The sequence below is a fragment of the Enterobacter sp. BIDMC93 genome (assembly GCF_001037805.1).
Classification (GTDB): domain Bacteria; phylum Pseudomonadota; class Gammaproteobacteria; order Enterobacterales; family Enterobacteriaceae; genus Enterobacter; species Enterobacter hormaechei_C.
Genome location: NZ_KQ089962.1, coordinates 1,963,021 through 1,982,133 on the forward strand (window position 1 = coordinate 1,963,021; position 19,113 = coordinate 1,982,133).

A 19,113-nucleotide genomic window follows, 5' to 3' on the forward strand; every position below is an offset into this window, starting at 1 on the left:
ACCTACGGACCGTAGGCCCGGTAAGCGAAGCGCCACCGGGCAAAAGGCCCCGCACTCAAACGTGAATTTTGTCGAATTCGTTGAAAATCGGTCCCTGAGGGACTTTAACAAGGAATAAAAATCGCCATGTTACTACCCTGGCTAATATTAATTCCCTTCATCGGCGGCTTCCTGTGCTGGCAGACTGAACGCTTTGGCGTGAAGATGCCGCGCTGGATCGCGCTGATCACCATGGGATTGACGCTCGCGCTTGGTCTGCAACTCTGGTTGCAGGGTGGCTACTCACTGACCCAGTCCGCGGGCCTTCCGCAGTGGCAGTCTGAGTTCATTCTGCCGTGGATCCCACGTTTCGGTATTACGATCCACCTCGCGATTGACGGTCTGTCGCTGCTGATGGTGGTGCTGACCGGTCTGCTCGGCGTTCTGGCGGTACTCTGCTCCTGGCGAGAAATCGAAAAATACCAGGGCTTCTTCCACCTGAACCTGATGTGGATCCTGGGCGGCGTGATCGGCGTGTTCCTGGCCATCGACATGTTCCTGTTCTTCTTCTTCTGGGAGATGATGCTGGTGCCGATGTACTTCCTGATCGCGCTGTGGGGCCACAAGGCATCCGACGGTAAAACGCGTATCACGGCGGCCACCAAGTTCTTCATCTACACCCAGGCGAGTGGTCTGGTGATGCTGATTGCCATCCTGGCGCTGGTATTCGTGCATTACAATGCGACCGGCGTCTGGACCTTCAACTATGAAGATCTGCTGAAGACCCCGATGTCCCACGGCGTGGAATACCTGCTGATGCTCGGCTTCTTCATCGCCTTCGCGGTGAAAATGCCGGTCGTACCGCTGCACGGCTGGCTGCCGGACGCGCACTCTCAGGCGCCAACGGCGGGTTCCGTTGACCTGGCGGGTATCTTGCTGAAAACGGCGGCCTACGGTCTGCTGCGTTTCTCCCTGCCGCTGTTCCCGAACGCCTCCGCAGAGTTCGCGCCGATTGCCATGTGGCTTGGCGTGATCGGTATCTTCTACGGTGCGTGGATGGCCTTCACGCAGTACGACATCAAACGTCTGATTGCTTACACCTCCGTTTCCCACATGGGCTTCGTGCTGATTGCCATCTACACCGGCAGCCAGCTGGCATACCAGGGCGCGGTGATCCAGATGATTGCGCACGGCCTGTCTGCTGCCGGTCTCTTCATCCTGTGTGGTCAGCTGTACGAACGTCTGCATACCCGCGACATGCGTATGATGGGCGGCCTGTGGGGCAAAATGAAATGGCTGCCGGCGCTCTCCATGTTCTTCGCGGTGGCGACTCTGGGTATGCCGGGTACCGGTAACTTCGTCGGCGAGTTTATGATCCTGTTCGGCAGCTTCAACGTGGTACCGACAATCACCATCATCTCCACCTTTGGTCTGGTATTTGCCTCCGTGTACTCGCTGGCGATGCTGCACCGCGCTTACTTCGGTAAAGCGAAGAGTGAAATTGCTGCACAAGAACTGCCGGGGATGTCGCTGCGTGAGCTGTTCATCATCCTGCTGCTGGTCGTACTGCTGGTGCTGTTGGGCTTCTATCCGCAGCCGATTCTGGATACCTCGCACTCCGCGATGGGTAACATCCAGCAGTGGTTTGTTAATTCTGCTTCTACTACAAGGCCGTAATTCGCCATGACAATAACTCCACAACAACTGATCGCGCTGCTACCGCTGCTGATCGTCGGATTGACGGTGGTGGTTGTGATGCTCTCCATTGCGTGGCGACGCAATCACTTCCTGAATGCGACCCTGTCCGTTCTGGGTCTGAACGCTGCGTTAGTTTCCCTCTGGTTTGTTGGCCAGGCGGGAGCGATGGACGTCACGCCGCTGATGCGCGTTGACGGTTACGCCATGCTCTACACCGGTCTGGTGCTGCTGGCGAGCCTGGCAACCTGTACCTTTGCGTACCCGTGGCTCGAAGGGTACAACGACAACAAAGAAGAGTTTTACCTGCTGGTACTGATTGCCGCACTGGGCGGTATTCTGCTGGCGAACGCGAACCACCTGGCCGCGCTGTTCCTCGGTATTGAGCTGATCTCACTCCCGCTGTTCGGCCTGATTGGTTACGCTTTCCGCCAGAAGCGCTCTCTGGAAGCGGCAATCAAGTACACGATCCTGTCTGCTGCCGCGTCGTCGTTCCTGCTGTTTGGTATCGCGCTGCTGTACGCACAGACGGGTAATCTCTCCTTCATGGCGCTCGGTAAGAGCCTTGGCGACGGCATGATGCATGAGCCGCTGCTGCTGGCGGGTCTGGGCATGATGATTGTTGGCCTTGGCTTTAAACTCTCACTGGTTCCGTTCCACCTGTGGACGCCAGACGTATACCAGGGTGCCCCTGCACCGGTCTCGACCTTCCTGGCGACGGCGAGCAAAATCGCTATCTTCGGTGTGGTCATGCGTCTGTTCCTGTACGCCCCGGTGGGCGACAGCGAAGCGGTCCGCGTGGTGCTGGGCATTATCGCGTTCGTGTCCATCATCTTCGGTAACCTGATGGCGCTGAGCCAGACCAACATCAAGCGTCTGCTGGGCTACTCCTCTATCTCCCATCTGGGTTACCTGCTGGTGGCGCTGATTGCGCTGCAAAGCGGTGAGATGTCGATGGAAACTGTGGGCGTCTATCTGGCCGGTTACCTGTTTAGCAGCCTCGGCGCGTTCGGCGTGGTGAGCCTGATGTCCAGCCCGTACCGTGGCCCGGATGCGGATTCCCTGTTCTCCTACCGTGGTCTGTTCTGGCACCGTCCGATTCTGTCTGCGGTAATGACCGTGATGATGCTCTCTCTGGCGGGTATCCCGATGACGCTGGGCTTTATCGGTAAGTTCTACGTGCTGGCCGTCGGTGTGCAGGCGGGTCTGTGGTGGCTGACGGCGGGTGTCGTTATCGGCTCCGCGATTGGTCTCTACTACTACCTGCGCGTTGCCGTGAGCCTGTACCTGAGCGCGCCTCAGCAGCTCAACCGCGATGCGCCGTCCAACTGGCAGTATAGCGCCGGCGGTATCGTGGTGCTGATCTCCGCGCTGCTGGTGCTGATCTTCGGTATCTATCCGCAGCCGCTGATTGATATCGTGCAGCGCGCGATGCCGCTGATGTAAGGTGAAAGCAAAAAGGCAACGAAAGTTGCCTTTTTTATTGCCCAGCGGCGCTACGCTTGCAGGGCCTACGGGTTTTGTAGGTCGGGTAAGCGTAGCGCCACCCGACTAAGCCAGCTGCTTGCGGCTAATCAACGGCCCTTCAATCTTCTTCATCGAGCGGTCCAGCACCTCTTCAATTACCGACGACAGCTCGTTCAGCTCAAACTTCGCCACATAGCCGTCCGCCTTCACTTTGCGAATATGATCTTCGTTCGCGTTGCCGGAAAGAGACGAGTGGATCACCACCGGAATATCTTTCAGTACCGGGTCGGATTTGATTTTTCGCGTCAGCGTAAATCCGTCCATCTCCGGCATTTCGAGGTCGGTTAATACCAGGGCAATCTTATCGGTAACGGGAACGCCCTCGGCCTGTGCCTGCGCGGCCAGCTGAGTGATTTTCTCCCACGCGTCTTTGCCGGTGATATGCAGCTGGGCCGGGATCTCCATCGCCTGCAATCCCTTCTCCAGCATTGAGCGCGCTACTTTTGAATCTTCTGCAACAATCGCGACAGAGCCAGGCTTGATGTTGAATTTGGTGGTTTCCAGATGGGTGGCGTGCAGATCGTGGTTCGCCGGGGTGATGTCGTACAGGATCTGCTCCACGTCCAGCACCATCGCCAGATCGTTGGTATCGGTCTTCTCGTCCAGACAGGCAATGCTGGTGATGTAGCGACCGCTGACGGCGGTTTCCGCGGCGTGCACCTGCTTCCAGTCCAGACGCATGATGTTTTCCACCGATTCCACGGCAAACGCCTGCACGCTGCGGGCATATTCGGTGATCAGCAGGATGTTCAGCCCGGTGGCTGGTTTGCAGCCGGCGACGGCGGCCAGATCGATCACCGGGATCACCTGGTCACGAATGTTCACCATCCCCATCAGCGGAGACTTCATTCCCGCCGGTTTGGTGAAGGTCGGCATCGGCACAATTTCGCGCAATTTGAATACGTTGATGCCGAACAGCTCGGATTTATTTTCGTTCAGAGAGGTGCCAAGACGGAACAGCAACAGTTCAAAACGGTTGGACAGGGTCAGGTTTGCCCTGTCATCAATATCTTTCTGGAAATTATCCATTCTACCCTCAAGAGAAATGCTGGCCTTTTAATCGTTATCGGCACGCTGAGGGAAAAATGAAGGACTAAACGCTGACCTGAGCAAAATCTTCCGCCAGCTCGCATGCCGGAAATACTTCCCGGCACTCTGCCAGCAGGCTTTCAGCGCCGCGGACGTCATAGCGTGAGCTGACGTGAGTAACAATCAGTTTCCGGACGCCAGCCTCACGTGCCAGCTGCGCCGCCTGACGCGTAGAGCTGTGCCCCCGGCTGTTGGCTTTTTCTTCCATCGCCGCTTCCAGCGTCGCCTCATGCACCATCACATCTACACCTCTGGCAAGCCTGAGCGCCGAAGGGCAGGGGGCGGTATCCCCAAAAATAGCCAGTTTTTTGCCCGGCTGCGGTGGGGCGAGGTAATCCTGACCGTTGATGACGCGCCCGTCTTCCAGCGTGACGGTCTCGCCGTGCTTCAGACGCTGGAACAGCGGGCCTGGTTTCACCCCATCAGCCTGCAACGCGGCGGCGTTCAGCGCCCCGGGCTTGTCATGCTCCTCAACGCGATAGCCGTAGCATTCCACCGGATGGTTAAGCGGGTAAGCGCGCACCAGGTAATCTCCGTCATCGAACACCAGACCCTCGCCGATCTCTAACACCTCCAGCGGATAATCGGTCCACGAGCCGCTCAGGCGCAGCGTGGTTTCAACGAATTCCTGAATACCCGCGGGGCCATAAATGGTCAGCGGGTTAGCGTTACCGGCCATCGAACGGCTGCACAGCAGGCCCGGCAGGCCAAACAGATGGTCGCCGTGCAGATGGGTGATAAATATTTTATCCACTTTCCCCGGGTGGTATGAGGTATGCAGCAGCTGATGTTGCGTACCCTCGCCGCAGTCAAACAGCCACAGCCCACCGCGGGTAGGATGCTTAAGATCCAGCAGAATCGCCGTCACGTTTCGTGAGCGGGTTGGCACCCCGGCGGACGTACCCAGAAAAATCAGTTCCATAACGCAATCAGCCCTTTGCCGAATGGGAAGGGGTTTAGTATAACGTGATGAACACCAGGAAGGAGAAACACATGATCCAGTGGCAAGATCTACACCACAGCGAACTGACCGTGCATTCACTCTACGCCCTGCTCAAGCTGCGCTGCGAAGTCTTTGTGGTTGAACAAACCTGCCCGTATCAGGATATCGACGGCGATGACCTGATCGGCGAGAACCGGCACATCCTCGGCTGGCGCGATAACGAGCTGGTGGCGTATGCGAGGATTCTGAAAAGCGAAGAGGATTTTGACCCTGTCGTCATTGGCCGCGTCATTATCAGCGGCCGCGCGCGCGGTGAAAAGCTGGGCTATCAGCTGATGGAAAAAACGCTGGGCGCATGCCAGAAACAGTGGCCGGACAAGGCGTTATACCTGGGCGCGCAGGCGCATTTGCAATCATTCTATGGCCATTTTGGTTTTACCCCGGTCACGGACATTTACGACGAAGACGGCATCCCACACATCGGCATGGCACGCGAAGCGAAACAGGCGCAATAGCAATACGTTGTCTATAGTTACCGGACTGGTGTACTAACATGGAGAAAAATATGTCATTTCAATCCTGGGATACCCGAGTCGACGACGACCTGACGCTGCTAAGCGAAACGCTGGAAGAAGTGCTGCGCTCTTCAGGCGATCCTGCCGATCAGAAGTACATTGAGCTCAAAGCCCGCGCCGAGCAGGCGCTGCATGACGTGAAAAACCGCGTCAGTAACGCATCCGACAATTACTACTACCGCGCCAAGCAGGCGGTTTATCGTGCCGACGATTATGTGCATGAAAAACCGTGGCAGGGCATTGGGGTCGGTGCGGCCGTAGGGCTGGTGCTGGGTCTGATGTTAGCCCGTCGTTAAGCCGGTAAACCACTCCCTACACGTGGGTACTGCTATTTATCGTCAGTACCCCGTATAATATAAGGCTTTAACAGGGAGAGGTTCGCGTGCACTCGATTTTCCTCGCGCTGCAAAGCCTGCGTACTCAGCTTGCGCAAGCATTGCCAGCTACACCCGGTTTACGCCATTTCGATGTCTCTTTCCCGTTAAACGACGCCTTCGATCCGCTGGCCTGGCTCGGTGTGCAGCGATGCTATCCTCAGTTTTACTGGCAACAGCGCAGCGGTGATGAAGAACTTGCCGCGCTCGGAAGCCTCGCCCATTTCGATTCTCTGGCCTCGGCCTCGCGGTTTTTGCACACCCACGACGTAGCCAATGACACCCGTATCTGCGGCCTGAACGCCTTCAACCCGGCGCAGGGCAAGCTGTTTTTACCGCGCCTTCTCTGGCGACGGTCTGGCGGGGTCGCTACGCTGCGTCTGCAACTGTGGAGCGAAACGTCGCTGCGGGAAGATGCCCGTGAGGCGCTGAATTTTGTCGATAACCTGCGCGACGCCGCGCCGATCCGCCCGTTGTCCGTGCAGATTGTGCAGGAAACCCATCATCCGGAAAAACCGGAATGGCTGGCGTTGATTCGTCAGGCGACGGATACCCTTGCTCGCGGCGATTTTGAGAAAGTGGTCCTCGCACGTGCTACAGACGTGCATTGCCAGCAGCCCGTGAACGCCATCGCGCTGATGGCTGCCAGCCGCGCGCTAAACCTCAACTGCTATCATTTTTGTATGGTCTTTGACGCCAGCAACGCGTTCCTCGGCTCGACGCCTGAACGCCTGTGGCGGCGACGCGGCACGCTGCTGCGCACTGAAGCGCTGGCAGGCACCGTCGCCAGCCATTCTGACGATAAGCAGGCCCAGCGTCTGGGCGACTGGCTGATGAATGACGACAAAAATCAGCGGGAAAATATGCTGGTGGTGGAAGATATCTGCCAGCGTCTTCAGCACCATACCCGGACGCTGGAGATCCTGCCTGCGCAGGTGCTGCGTCTGCGCAAGGTGCAGCATTTACGCCGCTGTATCTGGACCGAACTTAAACAGCCTGACGACGAGCAGTGCCTGCATATTCTGCAACCGACGGCGGCGGTGGCCGGGCTGCCGCGACAGGCGGCGCGAGAATTTATTGCGAAAGTGGAGCCGTTTGACCGGGAGTGGTACGCCGGGTCGGCGGGCTATTTATCGCGCGATCAAAGCGAATTCTGTGTGGCATTACGCTCCGCCCGCGTTCACGACGCTGCGCTGCGTCTTTATGCGGGGGCGGGCATCGTCAGCGGCTCCGATCCGGAGCAGGAGTGGCAGGAGATCGAAAACAAGGCCGCCGGGCTGCGTTCCCTTCTCCTAAGGGATTAATACTGATTCGTGCAATCCCGATTCATATCAAAATTCTGACTTTTTCTATTATTTATACTGTGTCGCATTCTTGATACTGGACAATCTCATGTCAGTAAGTTCTTTTAACCGACGCTGGGCGGCGGTGATCCTTGAAGCCCTGACCCGTCATGGTGTCAGGCATGTGTGTATTGCCCCGGGCTCTCGCTCCACGCCGCTCACCCTTGCTGCCGCGGAAAACCGGGCTTTTATTCACCACACCCATTTTGATGAGCGGGGTCTGGGCCATCTGGCGCTCGGGCTGGCGAAAGTCAGCAAAGCGCCCGTGGCGGTGATAGTCACCTCCGGCACGGCGGTGGCGAACCTCTATCCGGCGCTGATAGAAGCGGGATTAACCGGCGAAAAGCTGATTTTACTCACTGCCGACCGTCCCCCGGAACTTATTGACTGCGGTGCTAATCAGGCGATTCGTCAGCCTGGCATTTTTGCCTCGCATCCTTCACAGACGGTCTCGTTGCCGCGCCCCACCCAGGATATTCCCGCCAGCTGGCTGGTCTCAACCCTCGACCACGCCATGAACGCACTGCGCAGCGGCGGGCTGCACATTAACTGCCCGTTTGCCGAGCCGCTGTACGGTGAAATGAACGATACTGGCCTCGTCTGGCAACAGCAGCTGGGAGACTGGTGGAAGAGCGAAAAACCCTGGCTGCGCGAGCAGACGCATCTGGAAAGCGCAAAACAGCGCGACTGGTTCTTCTGGCGCCAGAAGCGCGGCGTGGTGATTGCCGGGCGGATGAGTGCGGCGGAAGGCAAGCTGGCGGCGGAGTGGGCACAAACGCTTGGCTGGCCGCTGATTGGTGACGTGCTTTCCCAGACGGGCCAGCCGCTGCCCTGCGCCGACCTCTGGCTGGGTAACGCGAAAGCGGTTACCGAGCTGGCGCAGGCGCAGATTGTCGTCCAGCTGGGATCGAGCCTGACGGGGAAGCGTCTGCTCCAGTGGCAGGCCACCTGTACCCCAGAAGAGTACTGGCTGGTGGATCCGCTCGAAGGACGCCTTGACCCGGCGCACCATCGCGGCCGCCGCCTGGTGAGCAACATTGACAGCTGGCTGGAATTGCATCCGGCGGAAAAACGCAAACCCTGGGCGGTGGAGATCCCGGCGCTGTCACGTCAGGCGTGGGAACTCACCAAAACGCAGTGCGAGGCGTTCAGTGAAGCCGGGCTTGCGCACCGTATCCGCAAATATCTTCCCGAGCAGGGACAACTTTTTGTCGGTAACAGCCTGGTGGTGCGCCTGATTGACGCCTTTTCGCAGCTGCCGGCGGGTTATCCGGTGTACAGCAACCGGGGCGCGAGCGGCATTGACGGCCTGATCTCCACCGCCGCTGGCGTACAGCGGGCCAGCGCGAAATCCACGCTGGCGATTGTGGGGGATCTCTCAGCCCTCTACGATCTCAACGCGCTGGCGCTCCTGCGTCAGGCGTCGGCCCCGTTCGTGCTGATTGTTGTGAACAATAACGGCGGGCAGATTTTCTCGTTGCTGCCGACGCCGCAAAGCGAGCGTGAGCGCTTCTATCTGATGCCGCAAAACGTGCAGTTCGAACACGCCGCTGCCATGTTCAGCCTGAAGTACCATCGCCCGGAAAACTGGGACGCGCTGGAGACGGCGCTGAACACCGCCTGGCGGCAGCCTGGCGCGACGCTGATTGAGCTGGTGGTAAACGATGCTGACGGCGCGCAGAAGCTGCAACATCTGCTTGCGCAGGTGAGTCACCTGTGATCCTCGCAGGCCTCTCCCAGCCAGGAAAACCAGGCTACCCCTGGCTGGTTTTCCTGCACGGTTTTTCCGGCGACTGTCGCGAGTGGCAGGCTGTTGGGGCGTCGCTGCATGACTACCCCCGGCTCTACCTTGACCTGCCCGGGCACGGTGGTTCAGCAGATACGGGCGTGACGGGGTTTGCAGAGGTAAATGAATTGCTCTCGCATACCCTTATTAGTTACAACATACTAAGATACTGGCTCGTGGGGTACTCCCTCGGCGGCCGCATTGCGATGTTCCATGCCTGCCAGCATCCTGCGGGGTTAGACGGGGTGATTGTGGAAGGTGGACACCCGGGCCTGCAAGACGCCGATGCGCGCCAGGCCCGGCTGATCTCTGACCGCCGCTGGGCGTCACGGTTTTGCAGTGAGCCGCTGGAGGCCGTCTTTGCCGACTGGTATCAACAGCCGGTCTTTGCCTCACTTACGGATGATCAGCGCAGGGCGCTGATCGCGCTGCGCAGCCGGAACAACGGCCCGAGGCTGGCAGAGATGCTGGAGTCCACCTCGCTTGCCGTTCAGCCTGATTTACGTCCCGCGCTCATCGCGCGTGATTTTTCTTTTGACTATCTCTATGGCGAACGTGACGGGAAGTTTGCAGCTATCGCCGCTGAACTTAACGCCACGCGTCATGCTATCCCTCACGCCGGACACAACGCCCACCGGGACAACCCGGACGCGGTTGCCGCGAGTCTGGCTCAGATACTGCGTTATCGAACAAAGGACACGCTATGATCTATCCTGATGAACACATGCTTTACGCGCCGGTTGAATGGCAGGACTGCTCCGAAGGCTACACCGACATTCGTTACCACAAATCCGCCGATGGTATCGCCAAAATCACCATCAACCGTCCACAGGTGCGCAACGCGTTTCGTCCACTGACCGTAAAAGAGATGATCCAGGCGCTGGCGGATGCCCGCTACGATGACACTATCGGCGTCATCATCCTCACCGGGGAAGGGGAGAAAGCCTTCTGCTCCGGCGGCGATCAGAAAGTCCGCGGTGACTACGGCGGATACCAGGATGATGCGGGCACGCACCACCTGAACGTGCTGGATTTCCAGCGCCAGATCCGCACCTGTCCAAAACCGGTGGTCGCGATGGTGGCAGGGTATTCCATCGGCGGCGGTCACGTGCTGCACATGATGTGTGACCTGACGATCGCGGCGGAAAATGCCATTTTCGGTCAGACTGGCCCGAAAGTCGGCTCTTTCGACGGCGGCTGGGGCGCGTCCTATATGGCGCGCATTGTCGGTCAGAAAAAAGCCCGCGAAATCTGGTTCCTGTGCCGTCAGTACAACGCCCAGGAAGCGCTGGATATGGGGCTGGTTAACACCGTGGTGCCGATCGCCGATCTGGAAAAAGAGACCGTGCGCTGGTGTCGCGAAATGCTGCAAAACAGCCCAATGGCGCTGCGCTGCCTGAAAGCGGCCCTCAACGCCGACTGTGACGGTCAGGCGGGCCTTCAGGAGCTGGCAGGTAACGCCACCATGCTGTTCTATATGACCGAAGAGGGTCAGGAAGGGCGCAACGCGTTCAACGAAAAACGCCAGCCGGACTTCAGCAAATACAAACGGAACCCGTAATGCGTTGCGCGCAGGTTTACCGCTGGCAGATACCGATGGACGCGGGCGTGGTGCTGCGTGAACGGCGGTTAAAAACCCGTGACGGCTTTTTCGTGCATCTCCGGCAGGGCGAGCGGGAAGGGTGGGGCGAAATCGCCCCGCTTCCGGGCTTTAGCCTGGAAACGCCGGACGAGGCGCAGGCTGCGCTGATGGCCTGGACGTACGAATGGCGTGAGGGAGCAGTTCCGGCGCTGCCGGACGTTCCTTCCGCCGCGTTCGGCATCAGCTGTGCGCTGGCAGAGCTGGACGGCAGTTTACCGGACGCGGCGAACTATTGCGCCGCGCCGCTCTGTACCGGCGATCCGGATGAACTTTTCGCGCTCCTTTCCGCGATGCCTGGCGAGAAGGTGGCGAAAATAAAGGTTGGCCTGTACGAAGCAGTGCGCGACGGAATGGTGGTTAATCTGTTACTGGAGGCCATTCCCGATCTACACCTGCGCCTGGACGCCAACCGCGCCTGGACGCCGCTCAGGGCGCAACAGTTTGCGAAGTACGTCAACCCGGCGTACCGCAGCCGCATCGCGTTTCTCGAAGAGCCGTGCAAAACGCGCGACGACTCGCGCGCCTTTGCCCGGGAAACCGGCATTGCCATTGCCTGGGATGAGAGCCTGCGCGAAGCCGATTTCGCGTTTGCCGCCGAGCCGGGCGTCAGGGCCGTGGTGATTAAGCCAACGCTGACCGGCAGCCTCGACAAGGTGCGCGAGCAGGTTGCGGCGGCCCATGCCGCAGGGCTGACGGCGGTGATCAGTTCATCCATCGAATCCAGCCTCGGCCTGACGCAGCTGGCGCGCATCGCTGCATGGTTAACGCCGGACACCGTTCCCGGTCTCGATACGCTAAACCTGATGCAGGCCCAGTTGATTCGTCAGTGGCCTGGCAGCACCTTGCCGTGCCTCGACGTCGGGGCGCTGGAGCCACTGCGATGAGTTTTACCGACTGGCCGTGGCGGCACTGGCGCACCCGGAGTGCCAATAAACCCGCGCTGCGTTTAGACGATGTAACGCTCAGCTGGTCTCAGCTGGGCAAGCGTATCGATCGTCTCGCAGCCGGTTTTCAGTCTCAGGGCGTTACGAACGGTGACGGCGTCATGCTGCTCGCCCACAACCACCCGCAGACCCTGCTGGCCTGGCTGGCGCTGCTTCAGTGCGGCGCCCGCATTTTGCCGGTGAACCCTCAGCTTCCCCGTCCGCTGCTGGACGTCCTCCTGCCGCAGATGACCCTGCGCTTTGCGCTGGTGCTTAACGGTGAGTATGACGGTCTGCCCGGTCTGGTATTAAGAGAGGGCGAGGGGCAGGGCTGCGTGACGTGGCGGGCAGAACGGCTGGCCTCAATGACGCTCACCTCTGGCTCCACCGGCTTGCCGAAAGCGGCGGTGCACACCTGTGCCGCCCACCTTGCCAGCGCAAAGGGCGTGCTGGCGCTGATGCCTTACGGCGGTAGCGATGACTGGCTGCTCTCTCTGCCGCTGTTTCACGTCTCCGGTCAGGGGATTTTGTGGCGCTGGTTGCAGGGCGGAGGCCGTCTCACCGTGCGTGAAAAACAGCCGCTGGAGCAGGCGCTACAGGGCTGTACCCACGCCTCGCTGGTGCCAACGCAGCTGTGGCGGCTGCTTAATTCACACCATCCCGTCGCGCTGAAAGCCGTGCTGCTCGGCGGGGCGGAAATCCCCGTTGCGCTGACCGAACAGGCGCGCGAGCAGGGGATCCGTACGTTCTGCGGTTACGGTCTGACCGAGTTCGCCTCCACCGTCTGCGCCAAAGAGGCCGACGGCGCGCCGGACGTGGGCAGCGCGCTGCCGGGCAGAGACGTTCAGGTGGTGAACGGTGAAGTCTGGATCCGGGCGGAAAGCATGGCGGCGGGCTACTGGCGAGACGGCGCATTATTGCCGCTGGTCAATGAGCAGGGCTGGTTCGCCACCCGCGATCGCGGCGAGTGGCATGACGGACGCCTGACCATTCTGGGCCGAATGGACAATCTCTTTTTCAGCGGCGGAGAAGGGATCCAGCCCGAAGCGCTGGAGCGCGTTATCGCCACGCATCCGCAGGTAAGCCAGGCGTTTGTCGTTCCGCTGGATGATGCCGAGTACGGGCAACGTCCGGTGGCGGTAGTTGAATGCGAGCCGGGCACGGATATCACGCTGCTGCCGGAGTGGGTTCAGGGCAGGCTGGCGCGCTTTGAGCAGCCGGTACACTGGCTGGCGCTGCCGTCAGAACTGAAAAATGGCGGGATTAAAATCTCCCGCCAGGCGTTAAAGCAGTGGGTCAATGCCCTGTTGAGGGGCTAATCAGCCGATATCCGGCTGCGGTTTGTGCTGGCGTCGGCGGATCCAGCGCAGCACCGGCGGCACGACAATCACCATAATCGCCATTGCCAGCAGGATCTTCGTCACGCTGCTCTCCCACAGGATCCCCATGTTGCCATTGCTGATGGAGAGGGCGCGGCGCAGGTTCTGCTCCAGCATTTCCCCCAGCACAAACCCTAAAATCAGCGGCGACATTGGGAAGTGCATCTTGCGCAGAATGTAGCCCAGCACGCCGAGCAGCACCATCAACACCAGGTCGAAGGTGGTGCTGTGCACCGCGTACACCCCAACCGCAGAGACGGCGGCGATGGCCGGGACCAGGAACCACAGGGGAATGGTCAGCATGCGGGTGAACAGGCCGATCAGCGGGATGTTCATTACCAGCAACATCACGTTGGCGATCAGCAGGGCGGCAATTAAACCCCAGACGATATCGGGCTGCTCGGTAAACATCGCCGGACCCGGGGTGATGTTATAGAGCGTCAGCGCGCCCATCATTACCGCCGTGGTGCCGGAGCCCGGCACGCCGAGGGTCAGCATCGGGATAAACGAGCCGCAGGCCGAGGCGTTATTCGCCGCCTCCGGCGCCGCCACGCCGCGGATATCGCCTTTGCCGAAGCTGTCGCTGTTACCGCTCAGCTTTTTCTCGGTCATGTAGGTGATAGCGCTGGCGATAGTAGCCCCCGCGCCGGGCAGAATGCCGACGAAGAAACCGATCACCGACGAACGCAGGGTGGCGCCAATACACTGCGCCCCCTCTTTGGCATTAAAGAGCATACGTCCGGTTTTACGCACCAGCGTCTGCCCGCTGCTGGTATGCTCCAGCATCAGTAAGATTTCTGAGACAGAGAACAGACCAATCACCACGACGATAAACTGCACGCCGTCGGAGAGATGAACGCTGTCGAAGGTAAAACGATAAACCCCGGTGTTGGCATCCACGCCGACGGTGGCCAGACTGAGGCCAATCAACGCAGACAAAAACGACTTCAGCGGATTCTGCGCCATCATGCTGCCGAGACAGGCGATGGCGAACACCATCAGGGCAAAATACTCGGCCGGACCAAACGCCAGCGACCACTGGGCCAGCGCCGGGGCGAAGAGGATGATGCCGCCAATGGCGATCATGGAGCCAAAGAACGAGCTGACGGCAGAAATAGAGAGCGCCACGCCGCCGCGCCCCTGCTGCGCCATCGGGTAGCCATCCAGCGCGGTCATAATGGCGGCGGCATCGCCGGGCACGTTAAGCAGAATCGAGGAAATACGCCCCCCGTATTCGCAGCCGATATAAACCGTCGCCAGCAGGATCAGCGCCGATTCCGCAGGCAGGTGTAGCGCAAAGGCCAGCGGCAGTAAAATCGCCACGCCGTTGATAGGGCCAAGGCCCGGCAGCAGGCCGACGATGGTCCCGACGAAACAGCCGATCAGGGCGATCACCAGGTTTTCCGGGGTCATCGCTACCGCGAACCCCTGAGAGAGATAGATCCAGGTATCCATAGCGTGCTCCGTTAGTTAAACCATGCGCCGAGCGGCAGGGTCACGTCCAGCAGGCGGTCGAAGGCGTACCAGAGTAAAATGCCCAGTACGACCCCGGAGATCCCCGCCGCAGGCAGCGAGGCGTTAAACAGTATGCCAATCACCATCGTCAGCAGGGCGGTGGCAATCGGGAAGCCGAGCCACTCAAAGCCCCACGCATACATCAGCAGGACAATTACCATTACCAGCAGACGTTGCAGCGTACGGCGTGGCGGCCACTCCACGGTATCCGGATGGCGCAGCAGCAGCGCCACCGAGCAGAGCAGCATCAGGCCGACTATGCCGACGGGGAAGGGGCGTGGCCCCACGGGTTCATAGCTGTATTCGCTGTGGATCTGCCAGGCGACGAACATGCCGCCAATGCAGAGCAGCAGCCATATCCCGGCAAAAATGCGATCGCTCATAGCGCCTCCGGTTATTTCGCCAGACCAAAGGCTTTCGCCTGTTCGCGGTAGTCATTCACCTGTTTTTTGACATACTCGTCCAGCTGCTTGCCGTTCAGGTTGAACTCAAACAGCCCGCGCAGATCGCGTTGTTTTTTGAACTCCTCGGTTTGCTGAAGTTTTGCGAAGGTATCCACCCACCACTGGTATTCGGCGTCGGTCACTTTTGGCCCGACGAAGAAGCCGCGGATGATCGGCCAGACCAGGTTATAACCCTGCTCTTTAGCGGTTGGGACGTCTGCCAGCTGGCCCGGCAGACGGTTTTCCGAGAAGACCGCCAGCACGCGGATCTTATCCCCGCTCAGGTAGGGCACCATTTCGCTGAGATCGCCCGATACCGCCTGGACGTGATTGCCCATCAGCGCCGTCACCGGCTCGCCGCCGCCTTCAAAGGCCACGTAACGCATCTTGTGCGGATCCACTTTGGCCTGCTGCGCCAGCAGCGCGGCTTTCATCCAGTCCTGGCTGCCGATAGAGGCGCCCGCGCCAATGACCACGCTGTTCGGATCTTTTTCCATGGCGGTCAGCAGATCTTTCAGGGATTTCAACGGGGAGTCCGCGCGCACGGCGATCATGCCGTAATCGGTGCCTACGGTGGCGAGCCAGCGCACGTCATTCACGTCATAACGACCAAATTTCCCCTGCGACAGGTTTAGCAGCGAACCGCCGGAGAAGGCCACCACGGTGCCCGCTTCGGCAGGGCGCTGCGCGACGATGGCGTTATAGGCTACCGCGCCCACGCCGCCGGGCATGTAGGTGACGCGCATCGGTTTTTCAATGGCCTTCGTCTTCAGCAGGCTGACCTGAATCAGCTTGCAGGTCAGGTCGAAGCCGCCGCCGGGTTTGGCCGGGGCGATACATTCGGTACGGGATGGCGCGTCCTGCGCCTGGACGACAGAGGCACTCAACAGCAATACGCTTGCAGCAAGGGTAGAAAGTAATTGTTTTTTCATCGTTTATCCTCACGCCGGAGAACCGGGAGTACGGGTACGGGTGTATTTTTTCTGATTATGTGAACCACCTTGTAGCGGTTCCGTTGCGTGATTGTTAAAACAATAACCTTTCATTTCCCTTTCACTGCGACACCAACTTTACAGGATGTGATATGCGTCTCTTACTCGCGGAAGATAATCGTGAGCTGGCTCACTGGCTGGAAAAAGCGCTGGTACAAAACGGATTTGCCGTGGATTGCGTCAACGATGGACGGGCGGCCGATCATCTTTTGCAGGGAGAAAACTATGCCGTCGCGATCCTTGATATCGGCATGCCCGGCTTCGACGGGCTGGAGGTGGTGCATCGCCTGAGAAAGCGCGGGCAGACGCTGCCGGTGCTGTTTCTTACCGCCCGCAGCAACGTGGCAGACAGGGTGAAGGGGCTGAATGCCGGGGCGGATGACTACCTGCCGAAACCGTTCGAGCTGGAGGAGCTTGATGCCCGCCTGCGCGCGCTGCTGCGCCGCAGCGAAGGACGAACCCAGGAGCGCCAGCGGCTGGGAGAGCTGGAGTACGATGATGAAGGCTTTTTTCTGCTGCGCGATGAACCCCTTTCCCTCACGCCGCGCGAACTCTCTTTGCTGAAGGTGCTGATGCACCGCCGGACCCGTCCCGTCTCCCGGCAACAGCTTTTCGACCAGGTATTCAGCCTGAACGACGACGTCAGCCCCGAGAGCATCGATCTCTATATTCACCGCCTGCGTAAGAAGCTGACCGGCAGCGGGGTGCGGATCATTACCCTCCGGGGGCTGGGCTACGTGCTGGAGTGCGGCGATGAGGTGGGTTAAGCCGCAGTCGCTTTACCTGCAACTTTTGCTTTTTCTGGGTTTGCCGCTGCTGCTGTTATGGGGGCTGTCAGCCTTTAACAGCTATGTTAGCGCGTTACAGGCGGCGACGCAGGCCTATGACCGCACGCTGTTATCCTCGGCGCGCACGGTGTCAGAGCGGCTGGTGGTGCACAACGGCAAGCTCCAGGTGAACGTGCCCTGGGTCGTGCTGGACAGTTTCGAGCTGAACATGAACGATCGCCTCTATTACAAGGTCGTGGACCCCGACGGGCGGGTGATCTCCGGCTACGACGATCTGCCGAATATGCCTCCCTCCACGTCGCGCACTACACACTATCCGGCGCTGGCGTGGTTTTATCATACCGAGTATCGCGGGCAGGCGATCCGTGTGGCGAAGCTGCTCCAGCCGGTTAACGAGGACAGTGTGTTCGGGATGGCGGAGATCTACGTCGCCGAAACGTTGCAGTCGCGGCGCTATCTGGCCACTCAGCTGCTGTTTTCCTCGCTCGTGTCGCAGGGGCTGCTGGTGCTGCTGACGCTGGTCCTGACCGCGTGGCTGCTGCGTCGTGTGCTGCGCCCGATGCGGCAGCTCTCGTCCCTGATGGTGCGCCGTGAGCCCGGGCTGCTGGCTCCGCTGCCGGAGCTGCTGCCCTGGTCGGAAACGCGGCTGCTGATTGTGGCATTTAACCGCTATATCGACAGGTTGCGCGGCGTACTTTCGCGGCAGGCGCGCTTTAACGCCGACGCCTCACACCAGCTCAAAACGCCGCTGGCGGTGCTGAAAACCCAGGTATCGGTTGCCCTGACGCGTAACGATCCGGCGCTGTGGCAGGAGAGCTTACGGGCGATGAACGTCACGCTGGATAACACCATCGTGCTGACGGAAAGGCTGTTGCAGCTTTCGGCGGTGAAGCGAAAAGAGCAGGGGGAGCGACAGTTTGCGCCTGTCGATCTGGTACAGGTGGTGCAAAACTGCTGCTTTTCCCGGCTGGCGCAGGCGCGCAGCAAGGGTATCGATCTCGGTTATGACGGCGTACAGCAGCCGGTAATGATTGAGGGGGATGACGTGTTGCTGGGCGAACTTTGCGCCAACCTGCTGGAGAACGCGATCAAATACACACCGGAGCAGGGCGTCGTGACGGTGTACCTGCGCACGGCTAACGATGCCGTTGAGCTGAGCGTGGAGGACAGCGGACCGGGCATTGCTGAAGACCAGATCTCCCAGGCCATGCTGCCGTTTCATCGGCTGGATAACGTGGGCGATGCCGCCGGGTCCGGCATTGGCCTGGCGCTGGCTAACGATATTGCCCGCCTGCACCGCAGCCATCTTCAGCTGATGCCCAGTGAAAATCTGGGTGGGCTGAGCGTGAAAATGCGTTTTCTGATGCTGGTATAAATGCCGATATTATCAAATCGTTACAAACTAATTGCCCGCCGCACGCGGAGTCCATTGATCACACAGGCAGTCAGGTTAAAATCTCGCGGTTTTTGGACATCTCTGAATAAATTGTGCGGGATCACGACAATGAAAAAAGTGGCATTAATGGGCTTAAGCGGCCTGATGTTTGTTTCAGCAGCGGCAAACGCAATTTCCTTCAACGGCTCGGCGGGACAAGATTATACCCATCTGGGCTTTGGTCTTGGCACGGATAGCGCAGGCCTGGCAATGACCGGCGGCTGGACGCACAACGACGACGATGGGGATGCGGCAAGCCTGGGCCTCGGCTTCAACGTGCCGTTGGGTCCCTTCCTGGCGACCGTCGGCGGTAAAGGCATTTACACCAACCCGAACGACGGCGACGAAGGCTACGCGGCGGCAGTGGGCGGCGGCTTGCAGTGGAAAATTGGCGACAGCTTTGGCCTGTTCGGTGAGTACTACTACTCCCCGGATTCCCTCTCCAGCGGTATCGACAGCTATCAGGAAGCTAATGCCGGCGCGCGCTGGACCATCATGCGTCCGATCACCATCGAAGCGGGCTATCGCTATCTGAACCTGGCCGGTAAAGACGGCAACCGCGACAACGCCCTGGCAGACGGTCCGTACGTCGGCGTGAGCGCCGGTTTCTAATCCTCTCGGCGCGGCGTTCAGTCGCGCCAGTTTCTCTCTTCCCCCGGTCCTCGATTGCGCTATAGTGTTTTGA

The 19,113-nt window shown here is 59.6% G+C and carries 18 protein-coding genes; 13 read left to right on the forward strand and 5 right to left on the reverse strand.

Annotated elements, in window-relative coordinates; all coding sequences use genetic code 11:
• Positions 1 to 126 precede the first annotated feature (126 nt).
• Together nuoM and nuoN are read left to right on the forward strand one after the other, a co-directional pair.
• Positions 127 to 1,656, forward strand: a complete 1,530-nt coding sequence (gene nuoM / locus SK58_RS09350) for an NADH-quinone oxidoreductase subunit M (RefSeq protein ID WP_017383429.1) — start codon at positions 127 to 129, stop codon at positions 1,654 to 1,656.
• A gap of 6 nt (positions 1,657 to 1,662) precedes the next feature.
• Positions 1,663 to 3,120: an NADH-quinone oxidoreductase subunit NuoN gene (nuoN, locus tag SK58_RS09355; RefSeq protein WP_015572273.1), complete on the forward strand. Its 1,458-nt coding sequence runs from the start codon at positions 1,663 to 1,665 to the stop codon at positions 3,118 to 3,120.
• Between the two features lie 105 nt (positions 3,121 to 3,225).
• On the opposite strand, the gene SK58_RS09360 is transcribed toward nuoN, so the two are convergent.
• Together SK58_RS09360 and rbn are read right to left on the reverse strand one after the other, a co-directional pair.
• Positions 3,226 to 4,230, reverse strand: coding sequence for a chemotaxis protein (locus tag SK58_RS09360; RefSeq protein ID WP_015572274.1), 1,005 nt, complete (start codon positions 4,228 to 4,230; stop codon positions 3,226 to 3,228).
• 64 nt (positions 4,231 to 4,294) lie between these two features.
• Positions 4,295 to 5,212 carry a ribonuclease BN gene (gene rbn, locus SK58_RS09365; protein ID WP_015572275.1) on the reverse strand — a complete coding sequence of 306 codons (918 nt, stop codon included), beginning with the start codon at positions 5,210 to 5,212 and terminating at the stop codon, positions 4,295 to 4,297.
• A 71-nt stretch (positions 5,213 to 5,283) separates the two neighbouring features.
• Between rbn and SK58_RS09370 the strand changes: the two genes are divergently transcribed.
• The 8 genes from SK58_RS09370 to menE all read left to right on the forward strand — a co-directional run bounded on the left by SK58_RS09370 (position 5,284) and on the right by menE (position 13,195).
• Entirely contained in the window at positions 5,284 to 5,748 is a 465-nt protein-coding gene (locus tag SK58_RS09370; protein ID WP_017693005.1) for a GNAT family N-acetyltransferase, read from the forward strand.
• A gap of 50 nt (positions 5,749 to 5,798) precedes the next feature.
• Positions 5,799 to 6,104, forward strand: a complete 306-nt coding sequence (elaB, locus tag SK58_RS09375) for a stress response protein ElaB (protein ID WP_040117899.1) — start codon at positions 5,799 to 5,801, stop codon at positions 6,102 to 6,104.
• Between the two features lie 86 nt (positions 6,105 to 6,190).
• Positions 6,191 to 7,486 carry an isochorismate synthase MenF gene (menF, locus tag SK58_RS09380; RefSeq protein WP_017693007.1) on the forward strand — a complete coding sequence of 432 codons (1,296 nt, stop codon included), beginning with the start codon at positions 6,191 to 6,193 and terminating at the stop codon, positions 7,484 to 7,486.
• A gap of 88 nt (positions 7,487 to 7,574) precedes the next feature.
• Positions 7,575 to 9,245, forward strand: coding sequence for a 2-succinyl-5-enolpyruvyl-6-hydroxy-3-cyclohexene-1-carboxylic-acid synthase (menD, locus tag SK58_RS09385; RefSeq protein WP_048219737.1), 1,671 nt, complete (start codon positions 7,575 to 7,577; stop codon positions 9,243 to 9,245).
• A complete protein-coding gene (gene menH, locus SK58_RS09390; RefSeq protein WP_048219739.1) occupies positions 9,242 to 10,018 on the forward strand; it encodes a 2-succinyl-6-hydroxy-2,4-cyclohexadiene-1-carboxylate synthase in 777 nt (258 codons plus the stop codon). Before menD ends, menH begins: the two co-directional genes overlap by 4 nt.
• The gene (menB, locus tag SK58_RS09395; protein ID WP_003859452.1) at positions 10,015 to 10,872 is read left to right on the forward strand and encodes a 1,4-dihydroxy-2-naphthoyl-CoA synthase; all 858 of its coding nucleotides are present in this window, start codon (positions 10,015 to 10,017) and stop codon (positions 10,870 to 10,872) included. Before menH ends, menB begins: the two co-directional genes overlap by 4 nt.
• A complete protein-coding gene (gene menC, locus SK58_RS09400) occupies positions 10,872 to 11,837 on the forward strand; it encodes an o-succinylbenzoate synthase (protein ID WP_032102727.1) in 966 nt (321 codons plus the stop codon). Before menB ends, menC begins: the two co-directional genes overlap by 1 nt.
• On the forward strand, positions 11,834 to 13,195 hold the full coding sequence (menE, locus tag SK58_RS09405) for an o-succinylbenzoate--CoA ligase (protein ID WP_048219740.1): 1,362 nt from the start codon (positions 11,834 to 11,836) through the stop codon (positions 13,193 to 13,195). Before menC ends, menE begins: the two co-directional genes overlap by 4 nt.
• Here the strand turns inward: menE and SK58_RS09410 are convergent, their stop codons facing one another.
• From SK58_RS09410 to SK58_RS09420, 3 genes are read right to left on the reverse strand one after another with little or no spacing between them, the layout of a single operon-like run.
• Positions 13,196 to 14,710: a tripartite tricarboxylate transporter permease gene (locus tag SK58_RS09410; protein WP_015572280.1), complete on the reverse strand. Its 1,515-nt coding sequence runs from the start codon at positions 14,708 to 14,710 to the stop codon at positions 13,196 to 13,198.
• An 11-nt stretch (positions 14,711 to 14,721) separates the two neighbouring features.
• Entirely contained in the window at positions 14,722 to 15,153 is a 432-nt protein-coding gene (locus SK58_RS09415) for a tripartite tricarboxylate transporter TctB family protein (protein WP_003859443.1), read from the reverse strand.
• A gap of 11 nt (positions 15,154 to 15,164) precedes the next feature.
• Entirely contained in the window at positions 15,165 to 16,145 is a 981-nt protein-coding gene (locus SK58_RS09420) for a Bug family tripartite tricarboxylate transporter substrate binding protein (protein ID WP_048219743.1), read from the reverse strand.
• Positions 16,146 to 16,297: 152 nt separating this feature from the next.
• Between SK58_RS09420 and tctD the strand changes: the two genes are divergently transcribed.
• The 3 genes from tctD to SK58_RS09435 all read left to right on the forward strand — a co-directional run bounded on the left by tctD (position 16,298) and on the right by SK58_RS09435 (position 19,040).
• On the forward strand, positions 16,298 to 16,972 hold the full coding sequence (gene tctD, locus SK58_RS09425; protein WP_006811361.1) for a transcriptional regulator TctD: 675 nt from the start codon (positions 16,298 to 16,300) through the stop codon (positions 16,970 to 16,972).
• The gene (locus SK58_RS09430) at positions 16,959 to 18,368 is read left to right on the forward strand and encodes a sensor histidine kinase (RefSeq protein ID WP_015572281.1); all 1,410 of its coding nucleotides are present in this window, start codon (positions 16,959 to 16,961) and stop codon (positions 18,366 to 18,368) included. Before tctD ends, SK58_RS09430 begins: the two co-directional genes overlap by 14 nt.
• 129 nt (positions 18,369 to 18,497) lie before the next feature.
• On the forward strand, positions 18,498 to 19,040 hold the full coding sequence (locus tag SK58_RS09435) for a YfaZ family outer membrane protein (protein WP_003859436.1): 543 nt from the start codon (positions 18,498 to 18,500) through the stop codon (positions 19,038 to 19,040).
• The last annotated feature ends 73 nt before the right edge of the window (positions 19,041 to 19,113 follow it).

What these genes read in the sequence shown, in the direction of transcription:
- nuoM (WP_017383429.1), top strand. Translation starts at nt 127, where the DNA reads ATGTTACTACCCTGGCTAATATTAATTCCCTTCATCGGCGGCTTCCTG.
- nuoN (WP_015572273.1), top strand. Translation starts at nt 1,663, where the DNA reads ATGACAATAACTCCACAACAACTGATCGCGCTGCTACCGCTGCTGATC.
- SK58_RS09360 (WP_015572274.1), bottom strand. Translation starts at nt 4,230, where the DNA reads ATGGATAATTTCCAGAAAGATATTGATGACAGGGCAAACCTGACCCTG.
- rbn (WP_015572275.1), bottom strand. Translation starts at nt 5,212, where the DNA reads ATGGAACTGATTTTTCTGGGTACGTCCGCCGGGGTGCCAACCCGCTCA.
- SK58_RS09370 (WP_017693005.1), top strand. Translation starts at nt 5,284, where the DNA reads ATGATCCAGTGGCAAGATCTACACCACAGCGAACTGACCGTGCATTCA.
- elaB (WP_040117899.1), top strand. Translation starts at nt 5,799, where the DNA reads ATGTCATTTCAATCCTGGGATACCCGAGTCGACGACGACCTGACGCTG.
- menD (WP_048219737.1), top strand. Translation starts at nt 7,575, where the DNA reads ATGTCAGTAAGTTCTTTTAACCGACGCTGGGCGGCGGTGATCCTTGAA.
- menB (WP_003859452.1), top strand. Translation starts at nt 10,015, where the DNA reads ATGATCTATCCTGATGAACACATGCTTTACGCGCCGGTTGAATGGCAG.
- menC (WP_032102727.1), top strand. Translation starts at nt 10,872, where the DNA reads ATGCGTTGCGCGCAGGTTTACCGCTGGCAGATACCGATGGACGCGGGC.
- menE (WP_048219740.1), top strand. Translation starts at nt 11,834, where the DNA reads ATGAGTTTTACCGACTGGCCGTGGCGGCACTGGCGCACCCGGAGTGCC.
- SK58_RS09410 (WP_015572280.1), bottom strand. Translation starts at nt 14,710, where the DNA reads ATGGATACCTGGATCTATCTCTCTCAGGGGTTCGCGGTAGCGATGACC.
- SK58_RS09415 (WP_003859443.1), bottom strand. Translation starts at nt 15,153, where the DNA reads ATGAGCGATCGCATTTTTGCCGGGATATGGCTGCTGCTCTGCATTGGC.
- SK58_RS09420 (WP_048219743.1), bottom strand. Translation starts at nt 16,145, where the DNA reads ATGAAAAAACAATTACTTTCTACCCTTGCTGCAAGCGTATTGCTGTTG.
- tctD (WP_006811361.1), top strand. Translation starts at nt 16,298, where the DNA reads ATGCGTCTCTTACTCGCGGAAGATAATCGTGAGCTGGCTCACTGGCTG.
- SK58_RS09430 (WP_015572281.1), top strand. Translation starts at nt 16,959, where the DNA reads ATGAGGTGGGTTAAGCCGCAGTCGCTTTACCTGCAACTTTTGCTTTTT.
- SK58_RS09435 (WP_003859436.1), top strand. Translation starts at nt 18,498, where the DNA reads ATGAAAAAAGTGGCATTAATGGGCTTAAGCGGCCTGATGTTTGTTTCA.